Consider the following 19,221-nt stretch of genomic DNA (forward strand, 5'->3'; position numbering starts at 1 on the left):
CCGTTTCCGGAAAATTAACCATGACCGGCCCAGATTGCTGCGGCAATTAGGGCCGTACGGACTCATCCGACCGGCGCGGGAGTGCCGATGTCGAAAAGTTCTGCCCAATACTCGCAGTACCCCCAACATCATCCGCACGACCACGGCCGGGCCTTCCAACGCCGTCCCGCGGTTGCGGCCGCCGCAGCGATCCCCCTTCCCGCGACCGACGATGCCTACACCATCGTCCATGCCGGCAAGCAGGTCCGCTTCGGGCCCGTGGTGTTCTGGATCGTGGTCGGTACGGTGGTGCTGCTCGGTCTCTGGTCGGCGGCGACCGCCACCTACTTTGCTTTCCGTGACGACGTCCTGACCCGGCTGATCGCCCGCCAGGCCGAGATGCAATACGCCTACGAGGACCGCATCGCCGAGCTGCGCGCCAAGGTCGATCGCACCACCAGCCGGCAGCTGCTCGACCAGGAGCAGTTCGACCAGAAGCTCGACCAGATCATGAAGCGCCAGACGGCGCTGGAGTCCCGGGCCACGGCGCTCGGAGCCATGCCCGACGTGACCGGCTCGATTCCCCGTGCGGCCCCGCAGCGCGGCGATTCGAGCCAGAGCGCGCCAAAGCCCTCGCCGATCAGCGACACCGTGATCTTCGTGGCGCCGCCGGACCGTGAGGCGCGGCTCGAATCGCGCGCCCCGGCGGTCGTGGCTCCCCAGACCAATCAATTTGCGAAGAACCATGGCTTCGACAACGTCCTGGTCCGGCTCACCACCTCGCTCGATCAGGTCGAACGTCGCCAGATGGCGGTGCTCAGCGCGGTCGAGGAAAGCATGGACTCACGCATGCGCCGGATGCGCGGCGTGGTCAGCGATCTCGGTCTCAACCTCGCCAGTCTCGAAGCCGCCGTGCCGCGCAGCGCAATGGGCGGGCCCTTCGTTCCCATCAAGCTGACCGCCAATGCCGGGCCGTTCGAGAAGCAGCTCAATCGCATCAACATCACCCGCGCCGAGATGGATCGTCTCAACCGCACGCTGGCGCTGGTGCCCTACCGCAAGCCCGTCATCGGCGAGGTCGAATTCACCTCAGGCTTCGGCGTCCGCAGCGATCCCTTCCTCGGCCGGCCAGCGATGCATACCGGGCTCGACTTCCGCGCCGCCAGCGGCGATCCGGTCCGCGTCACCGCCAACGGCAAGGTCGTTTCCGCCGGCTGGTCCGGCGGTTACGGCCGCATGGTGGAGGTCGATCACGGCAACGGGTTGTCGACCCGCTACGGCCATCTCTCGGAGATCAACGTCAAGGTCGGCGAGACCGTGAAGATCGGCCATGTCGTCGGTCTGGTCGGCTCGACCGGACGCTCCACCGGTCCGCATCTGCATTACGAGACCCGGATCGAGGGCGAAGCAGTGGATCCGCAGAAGTTCTTGCGCGCCGGCGTGCGGCTCAGCGCGGGCTAGGGCCGACGCGCTGACTATTGGCTGCGCTCGTGGCGCCGACTTCCCCGGCGATGACATCACCGAACAGCTTCCGCGCCAGCCCGTTGAACCGCATCAGTGGCATCTGCTCGATCGGGAAATGGGAAAAATCGTCCGGTTGAGGCGTTGACTATGATGCCTGGCAGCATCAGGTCGCCCGGCGAGTTTGAGCACCGAGGCGACCGAGGTCGCGATGCTCGCTAGGGGCGCCTTGAAACCGCAGTGAAAATCTCCTAGTCGTTCCCTGTGCTGCATGGCCTATCTCAACGCCTTCGCCAGATCGCCAGAACAACCATGTTCCTGGCGATATCGGCCTTTGTGCTTCAAGGCCCCTTAATTTCGGTGTCTCAGGCGGAAGCTGCCCTGGGTGCCATGTCGGAACCGGCGGTCGCCTTGAGCGGTTCCGTGCATTTTCACGATCAACTCGCGGGTCACGTTCACTCGCACGACGGCGACAATGCAGAAGGCCATGTTCACGACGGGCCGGACCACGATGATGATGGTGGTCCAAAGTTGACTTGGAGCATATTTGGCAACTCCATCGCGTCGCCCGGATCGGCCGTTCTGGCAGCCCCGCTCGCCTTGCTTGGTGGTGTTGAACTGCCGGCCGTGCGGGTCATCGATGGCGTCAGGCCCGAAGGTCTCATCCGACCACCAAGTACCCTCAGCATCGCGTAGTTCGGGCGGCCTTTCGGCCGCCGTTTCGCATGCCTGAAGGGATTTTCCATGTTGACGACACCGTCCTGCCCGAAAGGGCAGCTCGCGCGGCTTGGGCTGGCGGTCCTTGCGTGCTTGGCGAGCTTGATCTTTGACTGCGCCGGCTCCCGCGCACATGAGGGGCACGACCACGGAGAGACCAACAACGCGGTCTCATCTGCATATCCGAGGGTCGCTGCGCGATCCGAGCTTTACGAGATCGTCGGGATTCTCAGGGACAACCAGCTTTCGATCTACCTTGACGATGCCGTAACCAACGAGCCTGTCGCGGATGCGACCTTGCAGGTGACGGTCGGCGATTCCACCGCCGTCGAGGCCTCGAAGGCAGGAAGCGGACTCTACACACTCGCCTTGCCTGTTCAGCCGGCCCAATCCGTGGAAGTCATCTTCTCAGTGTCCGCTCAAAAGGGCGACGATCTTCTGGTTGATTCATTGGCTGCGCCGCAGCCGGCCGGTCCGCCTCAAGCGCATGAGCATGGCTGGCTTTCCTCCAGTCGTCTGGTGCCAGCGCTTGCCGTCGGGGCTGCCGGCCTCGCTCTGCTTGTTGGCTATTCGGTACGGTCAGGCAGCAGACTTGCGGCGACAGTCTCGGTAGTGGCGTCGACCGTAATCGTTGTTCTCGCCGCGAAGTCGTTCGGCGAAAGCCAGACCGGTGCGAACTCCCCTCGTCCACCCGAACCACCGGCGCTGAGCGATGCACCGAAGCGCCTGCAGGACGGCTCCGCCTTTGCCGCCAAACCGACCCAGCGCTTGCTGGATGTACGCACCGCGGTGGCCGAACCGCAGACGATCCGCCCCGCCGTCAACCTGATCGGCCGCGTCATTGCCGATCCGAACCGCAGCAGCATCGTGCAAAGCATCTACGGCGGCCGCGTCATTCCCAATGCTGGCGCGATAGCGCGCATCGGGCAAACGGTCGCGAAAGGCGACGTTCTCATCCAGATTGAACCCCATTTGCCGATCGCCGACCGCACGACGATTCTCGAAAAGGTCGGCGAGATCGAACAGTTGATGGCGGTCACGGAGAACAAGCTCCGCCGCCTCCGGCCGTTGGCAGAGCGAGGCGCCGTGCCGCAGGGGCAGGTCAACGACCTCGAAAGCGAACTGGAGGGGCTGCGGGCGCGCCGCGAAACCGTTCGCAATTCCCGCACTGGGTTTGAGGAGTTGCGGGCCTCCACCGACGGCATCATCACCGCAGCCAAGGTCGTGCCGGGTCAGGTGATTCAGCCGCAGGACGTTCTCTTCCAGATCGCCGACCCCAAGAGCCTATGGGTTGAAGCGCTGGCCTATGAGGACATCGGGCTGAAGGTTCCTGAAGCGGCGACGGCGATCGCGCCTAACGGACAGACGATTGCGCTGTCCTATGTCGGAACGAGCCGCGCACTGCGGCAGCATGCGTCCGTCGTTCAGTTCGCCATCCCGGAGCCGCCGGCAGGCCTCAACATCGGCCAACCGCTCAACGTGATGCTTCAGAGCGGCGCGCCCGTTTCCGGCCTGATCTTTCCACGCGACTCTGTCGCGCGAAGCAGCAACGGGGAGAACATTGTCTGGCTGCACACGGCCGCCGAGCGCTTCGAGCCACGGCCGGTACGGGTTCTTCCGGTCGACGCAGTACGTGTGATGATTGCATCGGGCCTCAGCGGAGGTGAGCGGGTTGTCATCCGCGGCACAGACCTCATCAACCAGATCCGGTAGGGGCCGCGCATGTTCAAGCTCATCGTCACGGCGAGCCTGAGAAATCGCCTGTTCGTACTGACGACCGCTGCCGTGCTTGTTGGTTATGGGCTGTTTGTCCTGCCGAGCATTTCCGTCGACGTCCTGCCCGACATCAACCGTCCGACCGTCAACATTCTGACCGAGGCCGAAGGGCTGGCTCCTCAGGAGGTCGAACAGCTTGTGACGTTCCCGATCGAGACGTCGATGAACGGCATGCCCGGGGTCATACGAGTCCATTCGACCTCGGGCGTCGGACTCTCAATCGTCTATGTCGAGTTCGATTGGGGTGTGGACGTCTACCGCGCCCGACAGTTCGTTTCAGAACGGCTGGCGCTGATCCGCGAACAACTGCCCTCCGCTGTCAATCCGCAGATGGGGCCAGTGACGTCGATCATGGGCGAAATCATGCTGATCGCGCTGACTAGCGACGGTAGAGCTTCCCCCATGGAAGTTCGCGAGATCGCGGATTTCGTCGTCCGCCCGCAATTGCTTGCCATTCCAGGCGTGGCTCAGGTGATCCCGATCGGCGGCGAGGTTCGGCAATACCGGGTAACGCCGAACATCGCGACTATGCAGGCCCTCAGCATCACCCACGACCAGATCGAGCAGGCTGTGGCAAGATTCGGCACCAACAGCGGTGGCGGGTTCGTGGACCAGCACGGCCGCGAATATCTGATCCGCAACGTCGGCCTCACCAAGCAAATCGAGGACCTCGGCAATACCGTCGTTGCGACACAGGACAAGCAGCCAATCCTGTTAAAGCAGGTCGCAAAGGTGGATTTCGCCGCGCGCGCAAAGCGTGGTGACGCCGGCTACAATGGGAAACCGGCGGTGATTGTCAGTGTGATGAAGCAGCCGGCGGCCGACACGGTCGCTTTGACCCGGAATATCGAGACGACGCTCGCGGACTTGCAACGTACCATGCGGTCAGGGATCAGCCTCACCAACGTTCAATTTCGTCAAGCTACATTCATCGAGACGTCGATCCACAACGTACAGCGGGTCTTGGTCGAGGCGGCGATCGTTGTCGCGGTGGTTCTCTTCATCTTCCTGATGAATGGACGGGCGGCATTGATTTCGCTCACCGCCATTCCACTGTCCATCCTCGTTACCGCCCTGGTGTTCCGCGCCTTCGGTCTCACGATCAACACGATGACGCTCGGTGGGCTTGCCATCGCCATCGGAGAGCTGGTCGACGATGCCGTGGTGGATGTCGAGAACATCCTGCGGCGCCTGCGGGAGAATGCCGCCTCCGCCGCACCGCGGCCTGCTCTCGAAGTGATCGCTCAAGCGAGCCAGGAAGTCCGCTCCGGCATCGTCTATGCGACCATGATCATCGTCCTCGTATTCGTCCCGCTGTTTGCGCTTCCGGGTATCGAAGGCCGGTTGTTCACGCCGCTCGGCATTGCCTATGTGGTGTCGATACTCGCTTCGCTGCTGACCTCGGTGACGGTAACGCCCGTCTTGTCCTACTATCTGCTTTCCGGGCGAGCTCATTCGGGAGAGAGCGAAAGTGCCGTCGTGCGATGGTTGAAGCAGGCGTACCAACGTCTGCTTGGTTGGGCATTCGAGCGGCGCCGACTTGTGCTCGGCTGGGTCGCGGCAGCGGTCGTGATAGCCTTCTACGCAGCGAGCCACATGCCACGCAGTTTTCTACCGCCCTTCAATGAAGGCACGCTCGTTCTGTCGCTGCAGTACAATCCCGGTATCTCGCTCGCTGAATCGCACCGGCTCGGATTGCTGGCCGAGCAATTGATTGCAAAGGTGCCGGAAGTCAAATCCGTCGGCCGCCGCACCGGTCGCGCGGAACTCGACGAGCACGCCGAGGGCGTCCATTACAGCGAAGTCGATGTCGATCTCGTTCGGTCGAAGCGCGACAAGGTAGACGTCTACGCCGACATCCGCGAAGCGCTTTCCGGACTGCCGGCCTCGGTGGCCATCGGGCAGCCCATCAGTCACCGGCTCGATCATCTGCAGTCGGGGATTCGCGCCCAAATCGTGCTCAAGATCTACGGACAGGACATCGAGACGCTGCGCCGGCTCGCGGAAACCTCGCGCCAGCGCCTTTCGGCTATTCCGGGGCTGGTCGATCTCCAGGTCGAGAAACAGGTTCTCATTCCGCAGGTGCGGGTTCAGGTCGATCATGCCCGCGCCGCCCTTCACGGTTTGACTCCGGCAGCGATCACGCAGGCGCTTGATACGCTGTCGAATGGCCGAAAGGTTTCCCAGATCGTTGACGGCAATCGTCGCTTCGACGTCGTGATGCGCCTTTCAGAGCAGGATCGTTCGACGACGGGATTGCAGAACCTGCTCATACCAGCCGGGATTGAATTCGTCCCGCTGGGCGCGCTGGCCGAGGTTGTCGAGACGGATGGTCCAAATCAGATTCAGCGCGAGGGAACCCAGCGCCGCATTGTCGTTTACGGTAACGGCGACGGCCGCCGCGATATGGCGGACATCGCCGCCGACATCCAAAGAGCTGTTTCGCAGCTGGATTTTCCGCAGGGCTACACCACCAAGCTAGAGGGCGCATTCCAGGCGCAACAAGAGGCCTCCTGGCGCATCGGCATCTTGTCGCTTGCATCTTTTGCGATGATTTTCATCGTGCTCTACAGCAGGTATCGATCGGTTGTCCTGGCGCTCATCATCATGGGCGGCATTCCGCTGGCCCTGATTGGCAGCGTGGCCGGTCTTAAGATCGCCGGTCAGCCGCTGTCGGTGGCTTCGATGATCGGGTTCATCACGCTGGCTGGCATCTCTGCGCGTAACGGCATCCTGAAGATTTCCCACTACATCAATCTAGCCGTCCACGAGGGGGAGCGTTTCGGGACTGGCCTGATCCTCCGGGGCAGCATGGAACGCCTCAGCCCCGTCTTGATGACGGCACTTTGTGCCGGACTTGCGCTGACCCCGCTTCTGATCGGCGTGGGCGAACCGGGCCGCGAGATCCTGCATCCGGTCGCCGTCACCATTTTTGGTGGTCTGCTGAGCACCACGACGCTCGATGCCCTCGTGACCCCCATCTTGTTTCTGATGCTCGGCAAAAAACCGCTGGACCGCCTGCTGGCCGAACGCGCTGCAACGCTCACCGCCGCGGAAGCCTACTGATTCCGCACCAACCACCAAAGGAGACCAACGATGCGAAAATACATCTTCCCGGCAATCATCGCCCTGATCGCGACCATGCCCCAACTTGCTGCCGCACAGACAAAGGGCAGCAATGGCGGCCCGATCGTCAAGTCGCAAGGGCACCCAATCGAGTTTGTGCGGAAGGGGCTGGATGTCGTTTTCTATGTAGGAGACGACGACGGCTCGCCGCTTTCGACAAAGGACATGCGCGCACGCGCGACAATTCTAGAAGGTGGTAAGACGGTGACAGTTCCGCTTGCCCCCGCCAGTCCGAACATGATGACCGGGAAGCTTCTGGCAGAACCTTCGCCAAAGGCGATCGTCGTCTTTTCGGGAAGTCTGCACGGGCACTCACTGACTGCGAGGTATGCAGGCGAATAGCGGTGCCCACGGTCAAACTTCGTAAGTGAGTTTTCTGGGCGCAGCAGACCTAGCGCTGGGGGGCGCCAACGCGCCGCTATCCCAGGCGGAGCGGACCCAACGTGATATGCAGCGCGGATTTATGCGTACACCTAGCTTCCTAGGGCGCCCTCTTCGGCCGCGACACCAGCTCGATCATCCTGCCTTCATCATCATCAGGCATCGCCGCCTTGGCCTGCGCGTAGGCCTCGACCGCGGCGCGCGCGACCAGCGGCTTGTTGGCCAAGAGGCTCTCGGCGAGCTTCACCGCATAGGCGGCATCCTTGTGCCGCAGCGCCGCGGTGAAGGTCGCGCCGGAAAAATCGCGGGCGACCATGCGCTTGGAATGACGCGTGACCTGCGGGCTTGCAGCGACACCCGCCTGGATCGATTCCAGCACAAGGTTCATGTCGAGCCCGGCCTGCTCGGCGATCGCAAGCCCCTCGGCGAGGCCGGCGATCTGGATCGCGCCCATCAGATTGTTGATGAGCTTGTAGACGGTGCCGGAGCCGACCGCGCCGAAATGGCGGATAGTCGAGCCGATCGGCTCGAGATAGGGCCGCGCGCGTTCGAGATCGGCGGCATCGGCGCCGACCAGCAGCGTCAGTTTCCCGGCGGCCGCCGCGTCCGGCAATCCGGTCACGGGGCAGTCGATGTAGATCAGCCCGCGCGCATTCAGCTCGCGGCCCATCTCGCGGGCATGGTCATAGGAGACGGTCGAGCACTCGATCGCGATGGTGCCGGCCTTGGCGGTCTTGGCCGCGCCCTTCGGCCCGAGCCAGACCGCGCGCGAGGCCTCGTCGTCGGCGACCATGGTCACGACGGCGTCGGCATCGATCGCCGCATCCTCCGGCGAGGTCGCCCAATGCGCGCCGCGGGCGATCAGATCTTCCGCTTTTGCCCTGCTGCGATTCCACAGCGTCACGGTGAAGCCGGCATCGAGATAGCGGCCGGCCATGCCGTGCCCCATCCGCCCCAATCCGATGAAGGCGACACGGGGCATGATCAGTCCACGTCCTCGATCTCGCCGGTCGTGGTGCCGAACGCGCGCTGTGCCAGCGTCGCAGCCATGAACTCGTCGAGCTCGCCGTTGAGCACGCCCGAAGTGTCGGAGGTCTGCACGCCCGTGCGCAAATCCTTCACCATCTGGTAGGGCTGCAGCACGTAGGAGCGGATCTGGTGGCCCCAGCCGATATCGGTCTTGGCGGCCTGGTCGGCGGCGGCCTTCTCCTCGCGCTTCTTCAGCTCGATCTCGTAGAGCCGCGCGCGCAGCATGTCCCAGGCCTGTGCCCGGTTCTTGTGCTGGGAACGGCCGGCCTGGCAGACCACGGCGACGCCGGTCGGAATGTGCGTGAGGCGCACCGCGGATTCGGTCTTGTTGACGTGCTGGCCGCCGGCGCCGCCCGACCGCATCGTATCGACGCGAACGTCGGATTCCTTGATGTCGATCTTGATGCTGTCGTCGATGACGGGAAACACCTGCACGCTGGAGAACGAGGTGTGCCGCCGCGCATTGGAATCGAACGGCGAGATGCGGACGAGGCGGTGCACGCCGGCTTCCGTCTTCAGCCAGCCATAGGCGTTGTGGCCGGAGACCTGGATGGTCGCCGACTTGATTCCGGCCTCTTCGCCCTCGGACTCTTCGAGATATTCGACCTTGAAGCCGTGGTTTTCCGCCCAGCGCGTGTACATGCGCAGCAGCATCTGCGCCCAGTCCTGGCTCTCGGTGCCGCCGGCGCCGGCATGGACCTCGAGATAGGAATCGAAGCGGTCGGCTTCGCCCGACAGCAGCGCTTCGAGCTCGCGCCGCGCCACTTCCTTCTTGAGGTTCTTCAGCGCAGCTTCAGCCTCGGCGACGACGCCGTCATCGCCCTCGGCCTCGCCTAGCTCGATCATGCCGATATCGTCTTCGAGCTCCTGCTCGACCTTGCCGATGCCCGAGAGCGAATCCTCAAGCGAGGTGCGCTCCTGCATCAGCTTCTGAGCCTTCTGGGGATCGTTCCAGAGATTGGGATCTTCAGCGAGCTTGTTCAGCTCAGCGAGGCGCGCCGTCGATTTCTCGACGTCAAAGATGCCTCCTCAGCAGCCCGACTGACTGCTTGATCTCTTCTACCAACCGTTCGATTTCGGCGCGCATGTTGTTCTCTGTCTTGCGGAATCCCGCGTGCAGTTCGAGAGGGGATGTAGCGGCGGCGGCCGTAAAGCGCAACCGCCGGAGCTGTGATCGTCGACCTTATCCGCGGCCTACCACAGCCCGCCGGTGCCCGGCCGCATAAGGAAGCCGGAATCCGGCTGCTGCTGCGAGACCGGCATGCGCCCTTCGGCGTCGGCGACGCCGATGACCGAGTAATTGTCCGGCGGCGCCGTGCCCGGCTTGAAGGCTTCGAGGATGGTGCCGCCGGTCTCGCCGGGACCCGCGCGCATGCCGGTCTTGGAGACGACGCGCACGAGCTTGATGCCGGCCGGCACCTTGAACGGAACCGCAGGCTTGTCGGCGAGCGCGAGCTTGAGGAAATCGCGCGCGATCGGAGCTGCCAGATGGCCGCCGGTTGCGGCGTTGCCCTTACCGAGCGGGCGCGGCTTGTCGTAGCCCATGTAAATGGCGACCGCGATGTCGGGCGAGAAGCCGACGAACCAGGCGTCCTTCGCCTCGTTGGTGGTTCCGGTCTTGCCGGCGACGGGTTTGCCGACGTCCCTGATGACCGTCGCCGTACCCGCCTGCACCACGCCCTCCATCAGCTCGGTGATCTGGTAGGCCGTCATGGAATCCAGCACCTGCTCGCGGCGGTCGATCAGCTGCGGCTCGGCCTGGTTCTTCCAGCCGCCCGGGGCGTCGCAACCGCGGCATTCGCGCTGGTCATGCTTGAAGATGGTGCGGCCGTAACGGTCCTGGATACGGTCGATCAGCGTCGGCTTCACGCGGCGGCCGCCATTGGCGAGCATCGAGTACGCCGTAACCATGCGCATGGCGGTCGTTTCGCCGGCGCCGAGCGCATAGGAGAGATAGTTCGGCAGCTCGTCATAGACGCCGAAGCGGCGGGCATATTCGCCGATCAGCGGCATGCCGATGTCCTGCGCAAGGCGCACCGTCACCGTGTTGAGGGATTGCCGCAGCGCGTTGCGCAGCGTCACCGGTCCCTGGAATTTGCCCGAGGAGAAGTTTTCCGGCCGCCATACGCCGGCGCCCTGCCCCTGATCGATTTCGATCGGAGCGTCGAGCACGACGGTCGAGGGCGTATAGCCGTTGTCGAGCGCAGCCGAATACACGATCGGCTTGAACGACGAACCCGGCTGCCGATAGGCCTGCGTGGCGCGGTTGAACTGGCTCTGATCGAACGAGAAGCCGCCGACCATCGCGAGCACGCGGCCGGTCCAGGGATCCATTGCCACCATCGCGCCGGACACTTCGGGGATCTGGCGCAGGCGGTACTGGCCCTCGACCGGCTGGCCGTCCTTGTAGAGCGGATCGGCATAGATCACGTCGCCCGGCTGCAGCACTTGCGACACTGCCGTCGGCGTCTTGCCCTTGGTTCCGCCCTGCGCGGCTCGTGCCCATTTGACGCCGTCGACCGTGATGATGCCGGTCTCGCGCTGCTTGCTGACGGCACCGCCAAGCTCGCGGCTCGGCTGGAAGCCTATGCGCGCCGACTGGTCGCTGGTTTCCAGCACGACCGCCATGCGCCACGGCGAGATGTCGGAGAGCGATTTGATCTCGGCGAGCTTGACGCCCCAGTCACCCGAGATGTCGAGCTTGCTGATGGCACCGCGATAGCCTTGCTGCTCGTCATAGTTCACGAGGCCGGTGACCATCGCCTTGCGCGCCATGACCTGGATCTTCGGATTGAGCGTGGTGCGGACCGAAAGGCCGCCTTCATACAGCTTCTTCTCGCCGTAGCGCTCGAAGATGTCGCGGCGAACTTCCTCGGCGAAATATTCGCCGGCGAAAGTGTGGGCGCCGTTGGAACGGCTGGTGACGGCGAGCGGCTCCTTGCGCGCCTTGTCTGCGTCGGCCTGCTTGATCCAGCCGTTCTCCAGCAGACGGTCGACGACATAGTTGCGGCGCTCGATGGCGCGGTCGCGGTTGCGGACCGGATGCAGCGTCGCCGGCATCTTCGGCAGCGCCGCCAGATAGGAGGCTTCCGCCACGGTCAGCTCGTTCACCGACTTGTCGAAATAGACCAGCGAAGCGGCCGCGATGCCGTAGGCACCGAGACCGAGATAGATCTCGTTCAGATACAGCTCGAGGATCTTGTCCTTCGAATAGGTCTTCTCGATCCGCATCGCCAGCAAGGCTTCCTTGATCTTGCGGGCGAACGAGACCTCGTTGGTCAGAAGGAAGTTCTTGGCGACCTGCTGGGTGATGGTGGAGGCGCCTTGCGGGCGGCGGTTCGAGCCGTAGTTCTGGATGTAGACCAGGCCCGCGCGCGCCATGCCGGTGTAGTCGATGCCGCCATGCTCGTAGAAGTTCTTGTCCTCGGCCGCGAGGAACGCGTTGATCACGAGCTTGGGCACCGCCTGGATCGGCAGATAAAGCCGCCGCTCCTTGGCGTATTCGCCGACCAGCGAACCATCGACCGCGTGCACGCGGGTCATCACCGGCGGCTCGTAATCCTGAAGCTGAGAATAGTCCGGCAAGTCCTTGGAGAAATGCCAGATCAAGCCTGCCACGGCCCCGACACCGACAAGGAACACCACTGTTCCCGCGGCGAACAGGAAGCCCATGAACCGCACCAGCAAGCGCATTATCTATTTATCCGTTCAAAGTCTGGATCAGCCCAGTATCGATCCCTTGGCACCCCAAACTGGCACCAACCTCACGTCGCGAATTCGCCCGCCTACACAATACTATCAGTGCCGGACTTAAGACGCTTGCCGAACAGGATTCTCGCCGATTCCGGAACCCCCTGCGGCATTTTTATAAAGCGCCCGCTGTGGCCAAACTAGGGCCTTTGCGACGGGACGGACAACCCTTTCAGTTTCGAAGCCCCCCGGGGCGTCAATTCGATGATCCCAGGGGCGTCAATTCGACGATCCCAGGGTCGTCAATTCGACGATCCCGGGGTCGTCAATTGGAGGATCCCGCCGTCGCCATCCGCTTGGTCAAAAACCCGTCGATCGCCTGCGCCATCGAGCCCACGGCACGGGACCGCCAGCCCTCGGACACCAGATGCTCGAGGTCGCCCTTGTTGGAGACGTAGCCGATCTCGACCAGCACCGAGGGCACGTCGGGTGCCTTCAGGACCCGGAAGCCGGCCGATTTCAGGGGATGCTTGTGCATCCGCACGGTCGACTTCATTTCGCCCATCAGGAGGCGGGCGAAACGGTTTGAAAAAGTGCGGGTTTCTCGCTGCGTGAGGTCGATTAGGATGTCGGCGACCTCATTCGGCTCCTCCGCGAGGTTGAAGCCGGCGATCGCATCGGCCCGGTTTTCCGCATCCGCCAGCCGCTGGGCCTCGGCGTCGGACGCCTTGTCGGACAGCGTATAGATGGTCGCGCCCTGCGCATCGCCCTCGGCCCGCGGCAGCGCATCGGCATGAATAGAGACGAACAGCGCCGCCTTGTGGTTGCGGGCGATCTTGGTCCGGTCATTGAGGGGAATGAAGGTGTCGTCGTCCCGCGTCATGACCACACGGTACTTGCCGGCCTTCTCCAGCCTGTCGCGCAGCGCCAGCCCGAAGGCCAGCACCAGGTTCTTCTCGCTCTCGCCGCTCGACTGCGTGCCATTGTCGATGCCGCCATGGCCGGGATCGATCACGACCACCGGGCGGCCATCGGCCTTCTGCTGCGCCGTGTCCGGGGCTGTGGTCGCGGGCGCCGTTGCAGGCTGCGCCTCGGCGATGGTGGGCCGCAGCTCGGGGCGGCTTTCAGGCGCGAGCGCCTGCATGAAGGCGGCACGGTCGACCTCCTCGAGCTCCAGCACAAGCCGGGCCGGCTGGCCGTTGGCCGCCTCGACCACGTAGGACTTGGCGATCTTGGCCGGTCCCGTCAGGTCGAACACGATTCGCGAGCCGCCGGGCATGACGAGCCCGTAGCGGAAGGCCTTGACCAGTCCGCGCCCTCCGGCTCCCGTGCCCGCGGGCAGCTGAAAATTGACCTGCGGCACGTCGATGACGACCCGGTACGGGTCTGCCAGCGTGACGGCGCGGAAGGTCACGGCCTGGTTGATGTCGAGAATGAAGCGGGTCTGCTTGCCGTCGCCGGCCAGTCGGGCGGCCGAGGCGATCGGAAAATTCGCCGCTGCAACAGTGGGTTGCGACTGGCTTTCCGCTGCCCTCAGGCGCGAGGAATCAGCACATGGCAATACTGCAGCGCACAACAGCGCGCATCCCAGCAAAACCCGTCGATGTGTGCGGCTCGCCACCGATTCCGTGCCTCCGAGCAGCCCTCTTAACGCAATAGAACCACAGGGTTAATCGATCCTTAATGACGGATGTGCGAAACTCTTCGACTGTGACCGCCGTGCGACGCTCCCTTGCACGGATGGCTCATTCCTCGTATGTACGGAATGCTGACGGCCGATATTTTCGGTTGTGTCGCATTCAGCCTCCCGGTGCAGCGCCGGAACTCCCAAGATTGGGAATTCCAGCGTTTTCCGTTTCCCTCTAAGGCCAGCGCGGTGCGCGGCAGCGGGTGGAACGGGTCACGCGTCGGCGGCGGACCGGTCCCGGGTTACCACTCACGTTACCGGGACGGTTCTGACAGCGACGTAACCCATTACCCGTTCCCTTGATCCCAAGGGAGCGGTTCTTGATCCCCAAGGCGAGCGCGCTCGCGCCATGCCTGGCCAACAGCAACTGATTGAAGGGCGGCCTCGCCGCCCAATGTTTCATACGGGCCGACGCTTGATGCGCCAGACTGTGCCGACGAATTCTGAAGGACCATTCGCGACGCTGCGGAGTGAAAATCCCGCGCGCCGCAATGGTCCTGAAGCTTCCGGTCCGGCAAGGCGCGAGAGACGGCGTTTCGGCCTTCCCCTCACCCCCGAATCAGGTGGACCGTCGCGTCACCCGGCGGCGCGATACGCGCCCACGGTGAATCGCGCCCGCCGCCGCCAAGAGTTAAGACATGCCCAACAAGATGTTGATCGATGCCACCCACCCGGAAGAGACCCGGGTCGTCGTGGTCCGCGGCAATCGCGTCGAAGAGTTTGATTTCGAGACCGCGCAACGCAAGCAACTGCGCGGGAATATCTACCTCGCCAAGGTCACACGGGTCGAACCCTCGCTCCAGGCCGCCTTCGTCGAATATGGCGGCAACCGCCACGGCTTCCTCGCCTTCAGCGAAATCCATCCCGATTATTACCAGATCCCGGTCGCCGACCGGCAGGCGCTGATCGAGGCCGAGGAACAGGCCCATCGCGAGGCCGAAGAGGAGAGCGAGAACCGGTCCCACGGGCGCCGCCGTTCGCGCCACCGCAATGCCCGCCGCCGCGGTCACGGCGAGCGCGTGCGCAGCGACATCGTCGAGGGCCTCGAGGCCGGCGCCGATCCCGCCGCCCAGCCGATCGAGGGCGCGGCGCAGCCGGAGCATGGCGAGGGTGCCTTGCAGGAAGGCGAGCACCTGCATGCCGATGCCGAGCATCACGGCGAGCACGAGAGCCACGACCACGATCATGACGGACATGATCATGCCGAGCATGATCGCGACGATCGTCATGCCCATGCCGACGAACCCGATCACGACCATGGTCACGATCACGACCATCCGCACGATCATCACGACCATGATCACGCCGGCGAGACGCCCGCGCCTGTCGCGGCCGTCGGCGCCGAGCCCGTGGTCGCGACCGCAAGTGTTGCCGAGCCGCAGGAGGCCGCCCCTTCCGAAGCGCACGCCGAGGCCCTTGCCGAAGCCGTGACCGCCGCCGCTGAGCCGGCCGACGCCGTGTACGGCGAGAGCACCGAAGCGCCGCATGCCGACGCCGGGGACGCAGCCGGCGAAGACGACGAAGACGAGGATGAAGACGAAGACGGCGATGAAGCCGAAGAGGAAGTCGTCGAATCCGTCGGCGGCGACGACGTGCTGGAGGAAGTGCCGGAGCGCACCTTCCGCCCGCGCCGCCAGTACAAGATCCAGGAAGTCATCAAGCGCCGCCAGGTGATGCTGGTGCAGGTCGTCAAGGAAGAGCGTGGCAACAAGGGCGCTGCGCTGACGACCTATCTGTCGCTCGCCGGCCGGTATGCCGTGCTGATGCCGAACACCGCGCGCGGCGGCGGCATCAGCCGCAAAATCACCAGCGCCCAGGACCGTTCCCGCCTGAAGGAGGTGGTGCAGGATCTCGACGTGCCCGAGGGCATGGGCATCATCCTGCGCACGGCGGGCGCTGCCCGGACCAAGCCGGAGATCAAGCGCGACTTCGAATATCTGATCCGGATGTGGGAGACGGTGCGCGACCTCACGCTGAAGTCGCAGGCCCCGACCCTCGTCTACGAGGAAGGCTCGCTGATCAAGCGTTCGCTGCGCGACCTCTACAACAAGGAGATCGACGAGATTCAGGTGGCTGGCGAGTCCGGCTACCGCGAAGCGCGCGACTTCATGAAGATGCTGATGCCCGCCAATGTCAGCGCGGTGAAGCAATATCGCGACGGTCAGCCGCTGTTCTCGCGCATGGGCGTCGAGAGCCAGCTCGACGCGATGTTCTCGCCGACCGTGCAGCTGCGCTCCGGCGGCTACATCGTGATCAACCAGACCGAGGCGCTGGTCTCGATCGACGTCAATTCCGGCCGGTCGACGCGCGAGCACCATATCGAGGACACTGCGCTGAAGACCAACCTGGAGGCGGCCGAAGAGGTCGCCCGCCAGCTTCGCCTGCGCGACCTCGCCGGCCTGATCGTCATCGACTTCATCGACATGGACGAGAAGCGCAACAACCGTGCGGTCGAGCGCAAGCTGTCCGACTGCCTCAGGCAGGATCGCGCCCGCATCCAGGTCGGACGCATCTCGCATTTCGGCCTGCTCGAGATGTCGCGCCAGCGCATCCGCGCCAGCGTGCTCGAGAGCTCGACGGATCCGTGCCCGCATTGCGGCGGCACCGGCCATGTCCGCTCGGTGTCCTCGGTGGCGCTGCAGCTGCTGCGCGGTCTCGAAGAAATCCTGATGAAGGGCGCGACCCACAATCTCGTGGTCCGCACCCGTACCGACGTCGCGCTCTATGTGCTCAACCACAAGCGCGGCCATCTGCGCGACCTCGAGAACGGCTTCAAGGTGACGCTGTCGGTCATTGCCGATCAGTCCGTCAGCGGACCTCAGGCTTACGTGATCGACCGCGGCGAGCAGGTTCATACGCTGGAGGCCGCCAAGGCGCTGCTTGCGGCGCAGGCGGCTGCGAGCCCGCCGCCAGCGGCCGAAGAGCCCTACGACGATGAGGACGCCTTCGACATCGAGACCGAATCCGAGGTCGAAACCGAGGAGACCGAAGGTCTCGCCGAAGAGCAGGCGTCCGGCGATGCCGCGTCCGACCAGGATGGCCAGCGCCGCAAGCGCCGACGTCGCCGCCGCGGCCGCGGTGGCCCGCGCGACGGCGAGTTGCGCGAGGATAGCCCTGCCACCCTTCCCGAGGCGGCCGTAGCGGCCGGCGAAGGCGAGGACGATGCCGAATCCGAGCAGGACGGCGAGGAAGGCGAGGAACAAGCAGCCCGCGGCGAGCAGCAAGGCAACGGCGAGCGCCGGCGCCGACGCGGTCGCCGCGGCGGTCGCCGCCGTCGCGGTGGCAGCGAGGAAGGTCTCGCCGGCTCGATCAGCGACGAACTCGGTACCAATCAGCCATCGGAAGCTGCCGAGGCGGTCGCCGATTTCGACGGCTTCGGCAATGAGGCTGCGCCTTCGATTGCGCAAGCCGAGCACAGCGCTGAACCGCAAGCCTCGCAGCCTGAACCGCAAGTCTCGCAGCCTGAACCGCGCGCCGAGGTGCAGGCCGAGGCGCCGGCTCAGCCCGAGCCCGTTGCCGCGGAGGAAGAGCCCGTCGACGACAAGGCCGCACGGCGCCGCTCCACGGTGCGCGAAAAGGTGAGCTTCCTGTCGAGCAGCCCGAGCGAGCCGGCAACGCAGGTGTCGCAGCTTGCGCAGGCGGCCGAGCCGGTCGCGCCGCCCGCGCCGGCAGCTGAACCCGCGCCGCAACCGGCAAGCGATACGCCCGCGGTCCCGCGCCGCGCCGGCTGGTGGTCCCGCCGTTTTGGCGGCGGCGAATAAGGCCGAACATCCAAAATGCAAAACGCCCGGCATCCGCCGGGCGTTTTCGTTTCGTCGTTGCGCCGATGTGCTAAGCCGTTTTCGCAATCTGAAAGGGGACCGGCATTGTCAGAGCTTTGCGATTCCAGCGCCGTCGAACTGCGCCGCCTGTTGGCCGCGCGGATGATCTCGCCCGTCGAATTGCTCGACGCCTGTCTGTCCCGCATCGCCGCGATCAACCCCGCCGTCAACGCCGTCGTGACGCTGGACGAGCCGGGCGCACGCGCCGCCGCCAAGGCGGCCGAGGCCGCCATCCTGCGCGGCGAGGATCGCGGTGCTCTGCACGGGCTTCCCATCCTCATCAAGGACACCCAGGACACCGCCGGGATGCGCTCCACCTATGGCAGCCCGCTGCTGAAGGACAACGTCCCGGCCGTGGACCAAGGCTCGGTCGCGCGCCTGCGCGCGGCGGGCGCCGTCATCTTCGGCAAGACCAACACGCCGGAATGGGCGGCGGGCGGCAATACCCGCAATCCCGTATTCGGCGCGACCGGCAATCCCTTCGATCCCCTGCGCTCGGCGGCGGGCTCCTCCGGCGGCTCGGCGGTGGCGCTGGCCTGCGGCATGGCTCCGCTCGCCTCCGGCTCGGACACCGGCGGCTCCCTGCGCAATCCGGCAGGCTTCGCCGGCATTGTCGGCATGCGTCCATCCTACGGCCTCGTGGCCAGCGAGAAGCGTGCGTTCGGCTGGTCCAATCTGTCGACCGACGGGCCGATGGCGCGCAATGTCGCCGACACTGCGCTGATGCTGTCGGTGATGGCGAGCGATGATGGCCGCGATCCGCTCGCCTATACGCTGCCCGGCGAGCCCGTGCGCGCTCGCGCCGAACGCTGGGCCGCCCCGCGCCCCGCAGAGCTCGGCAAGCTGCGTCTCGCCTTCACCGAGGATTTTGGCTTTGCCCCGACCGAGCAGGCGATCCGGCGCGTGTTCCGCGCGCGGGTGAAGAAGCTCGCGCCGCTGTTCGCGGAATCCCGCGAGGCGACGCCGGATTGCTCCGGCGCGGACGACGCCTTCGCGGTGCTGCGCGCAGGCCTGTTCCTGGCCATGCACGGCAAGAACTACAAGGAACGCCGCGAGATGCTCGGCCCCAATGTCCGCGCCAATGTCGAGGAAGGGCTGGGCTACACGCTCGAAGACCACGCGCGGGCCACGGCGACGCAGACGCGGATCTATCGCGCCTATCAGAGCTTCTTCGAAACCTGCGACGTGCTGATCAGCCCGACCATTACGCTGAGCCCGCGGCCGTGGTCGGAGCCTCATCCGGCTGAGATCGACGGCGTGCCGACCAGGTCCTATTTCCACTGGCTCGCGCTGGCCTACGCCGTCACGCTCCCCGGTCATCCCGCGATCAGCATTCCGCTCGGCCTCGATGAAGCCGGGCTGCCGTTCGGCCTCCAGATCGTCGGTCCGCGCGGCGGCGACGCCATCGTGCTCTCGGTCGCCGCGGGCATCGAGGCCGCGTTCGCGGGCGATGCGCAATTGTGCCGGCCCGTCCCGGATCTGGCGCGGCTTGCCGCGGCGCCGCCGCTCTCCGCTGCCCCCGGCTTCCTCACCTGGGAATGATCCTGGGAATAA

General features: G+C 64.9%; 11 protein-coding genes and 1 pseudogene. 7 read left to right on the forward strand and 5 right to left on the reverse strand.

Annotated features, from left to right (window positions below):
- Positions 1-87 precede the first annotated feature (87 nt).
- Entirely contained in the window at positions 88-1,440 is a 1,353-nt protein-coding gene (locus WI560_RS16740) for a M23 family metallopeptidase (protein ID WP_375304080.1), read from the forward strand.
- Positions 1,441-1,454: 14 nt separating this feature from the next.
- Here the strand turns inward: WI560_RS16740 and WI560_RS16745 are convergent.
- A pseudogene (locus tag WI560_RS16745) lies at positions 1,455-1,613 on the reverse strand (branched-chain amino acid ABC transporter substrate-binding protein); the annotation flags it as partial.
- 139 nt (positions 1,614-1,752) lie between these two features.
- Here WI560_RS16745 and WI560_RS16750 point away from each other — a divergent pair.
- The 4 genes from WI560_RS16750 to WI560_RS16765 are packed head-to-tail and all read left to right on the forward strand — an operon-like array spanning position 1,753 to position 7,401.
- On the forward strand, positions 1,753-2,136 hold the full coding sequence (locus tag WI560_RS16750) for a hypothetical protein (RefSeq protein ID WP_375304081.1): 384 nt from the start codon (positions 1,753-1,755) through the stop codon (positions 2,134-2,136).
- A gap of 48 nt (positions 2,137-2,184) precedes the next feature.
- Positions 2,185-3,870 (forward strand): efflux RND transporter periplasmic adaptor subunit, encoded by a 1,686-nt coding sequence (locus WI560_RS16755; protein ID WP_375304082.1) that lies wholly within the window; start codon positions 2,185-2,187, stop codon positions 3,868-3,870.
- 9 nt (positions 3,871-3,879) lie between these two features.
- Positions 3,880-6,999, forward strand: a complete 3,120-nt coding sequence (locus tag WI560_RS16760) for an efflux RND transporter permease subunit (protein ID WP_375304083.1) — start codon at positions 3,880-3,882, stop codon at positions 6,997-6,999.
- A gap of 30 nt (positions 7,000-7,029) precedes the next feature.
- Entirely contained in the window at positions 7,030-7,401 is a 372-nt protein-coding gene (locus WI560_RS16765) for a hypothetical protein (RefSeq protein ID WP_375304084.1), read from the forward strand.
- Positions 7,402-7,540: 139 nt separating this feature from the next.
- On the opposite strand, the gene WI560_RS16770 is transcribed toward WI560_RS16765, so the two are convergent.
- From WI560_RS16770 to WI560_RS16785, 4 genes are all read right to left on the reverse strand, one after another.
- A complete protein-coding gene (locus WI560_RS16770; protein ID WP_375304085.1) occupies positions 7,541-8,422 on the reverse strand; it encodes an NAD(P)-dependent oxidoreductase in 882 nt (293 codons plus the stop codon).
- A 2-nt stretch (positions 8,423-8,424) separates the two neighbouring features.
- Positions 8,425-9,556, reverse strand: a protein-coding gene (prfB, locus tag WI560_RS16775; protein WP_155253526.1) for a peptide chain release factor 2 whose coding sequence is annotated in 2 segments (ribosomal slippage) — positions 8,425-9,486 and positions 9,488-9,556 — 1,131 coding nt in all. Because the reading frame shifts where the segments join, the coding sequence is not laid out codon by codon here.
- A 107-nt stretch (positions 9,557-9,663) separates the two neighbouring features.
- Positions 9,664-12,162, reverse strand: coding sequence for a penicillin-binding protein 1A (locus tag WI560_RS16780; RefSeq protein WP_375304086.1), 2,499 nt, complete (start codon positions 12,160-12,162; stop codon positions 9,664-9,666).
- Positions 12,163-12,484: 322 nt separating this feature from the next.
- Complete coding sequence (locus tag WI560_RS16785) at positions 12,485-13,780, reverse strand: N-acetylmuramoyl-L-alanine amidase (protein ID WP_375304087.1); 1,296 nt, start codon at positions 13,778-13,780, stop codon at positions 12,485-12,487.
- A 704-nt stretch (positions 13,781-14,484) separates the two neighbouring features.
- Here WI560_RS16785 and WI560_RS16790 point away from each other — a divergent pair.
- Together WI560_RS16790 and WI560_RS16795 are read left to right on the forward strand one after the other, a co-directional pair.
- The gene (locus WI560_RS16790) at positions 14,485-17,607 is read left to right on the forward strand and encodes an Rne/Rng family ribonuclease (protein ID WP_375304088.1); all 3,123 of its coding nucleotides are present in this window, start codon (positions 14,485-14,487) and stop codon (positions 17,605-17,607) included.
- Positions 17,608-17,712: 105 nt separating this feature from the next.
- Positions 17,713-19,209, forward strand: coding sequence for an amidase (locus tag WI560_RS16795; RefSeq protein ID WP_375304089.1), 1,497 nt, complete (start codon positions 17,713-17,715; stop codon positions 19,207-19,209).
- Positions 19,210-19,221 lie beyond the last annotated feature (12 nt).

This window comes from Bradyrhizobium sp. A11, from assembly GCF_042077125.1.
Lineage (GTDB): Bacteria > Pseudomonadota > Alphaproteobacteria > Rhizobiales > Xanthobacteraceae > Bradyrhizobium > Bradyrhizobium japonicum_B.

Coding starts and splice junctions, on each gene's coding strand:
- WI560_RS16760 (WP_375304083.1), top strand. CDS start 3,880: ATGTTCAAGCTCATCGTCACGGCGAGCCTGAGAAATCGCCTGTTCGTA.
- WI560_RS16790 (WP_375304088.1), top strand. CDS start 14,485: ATGCCCAACAAGATGTTGATCGATGCCACCCACCCGGAAGAGACCCGG.
- WI560_RS16755 (WP_375304082.1), top strand. CDS start 2,185: ATGTTGACGACACCGTCCTGCCCGAAAGGGCAGCTCGCGCGGCTTGGG.
- WI560_RS16780 (WP_375304086.1), bottom strand. CDS start 12,162: ATGCGCTTGCTGGTGCGGTTCATGGGCTTCCTGTTCGCCGCGGGAACA.
- WI560_RS16770 (WP_375304085.1), bottom strand. CDS start 8,422: ATGCCCCGTGTCGCCTTCATCGGATTGGGGCGGATGGGGCACGGCATG.
- WI560_RS16765 (WP_375304084.1), top strand. CDS start 7,030: ATGCGAAAATACATCTTCCCGGCAATCATCGCCCTGATCGCGACCATG.
- WI560_RS16740 (WP_375304080.1), top strand. CDS start 88: ATGTCGAAAAGTTCTGCCCAATACTCGCAGTACCCCCAACATCATCCG.
- WI560_RS16750 (WP_375304081.1), top strand. CDS start 1,753: ATGTTCCTGGCGATATCGGCCTTTGTGCTTCAAGGCCCCTTAATTTCG.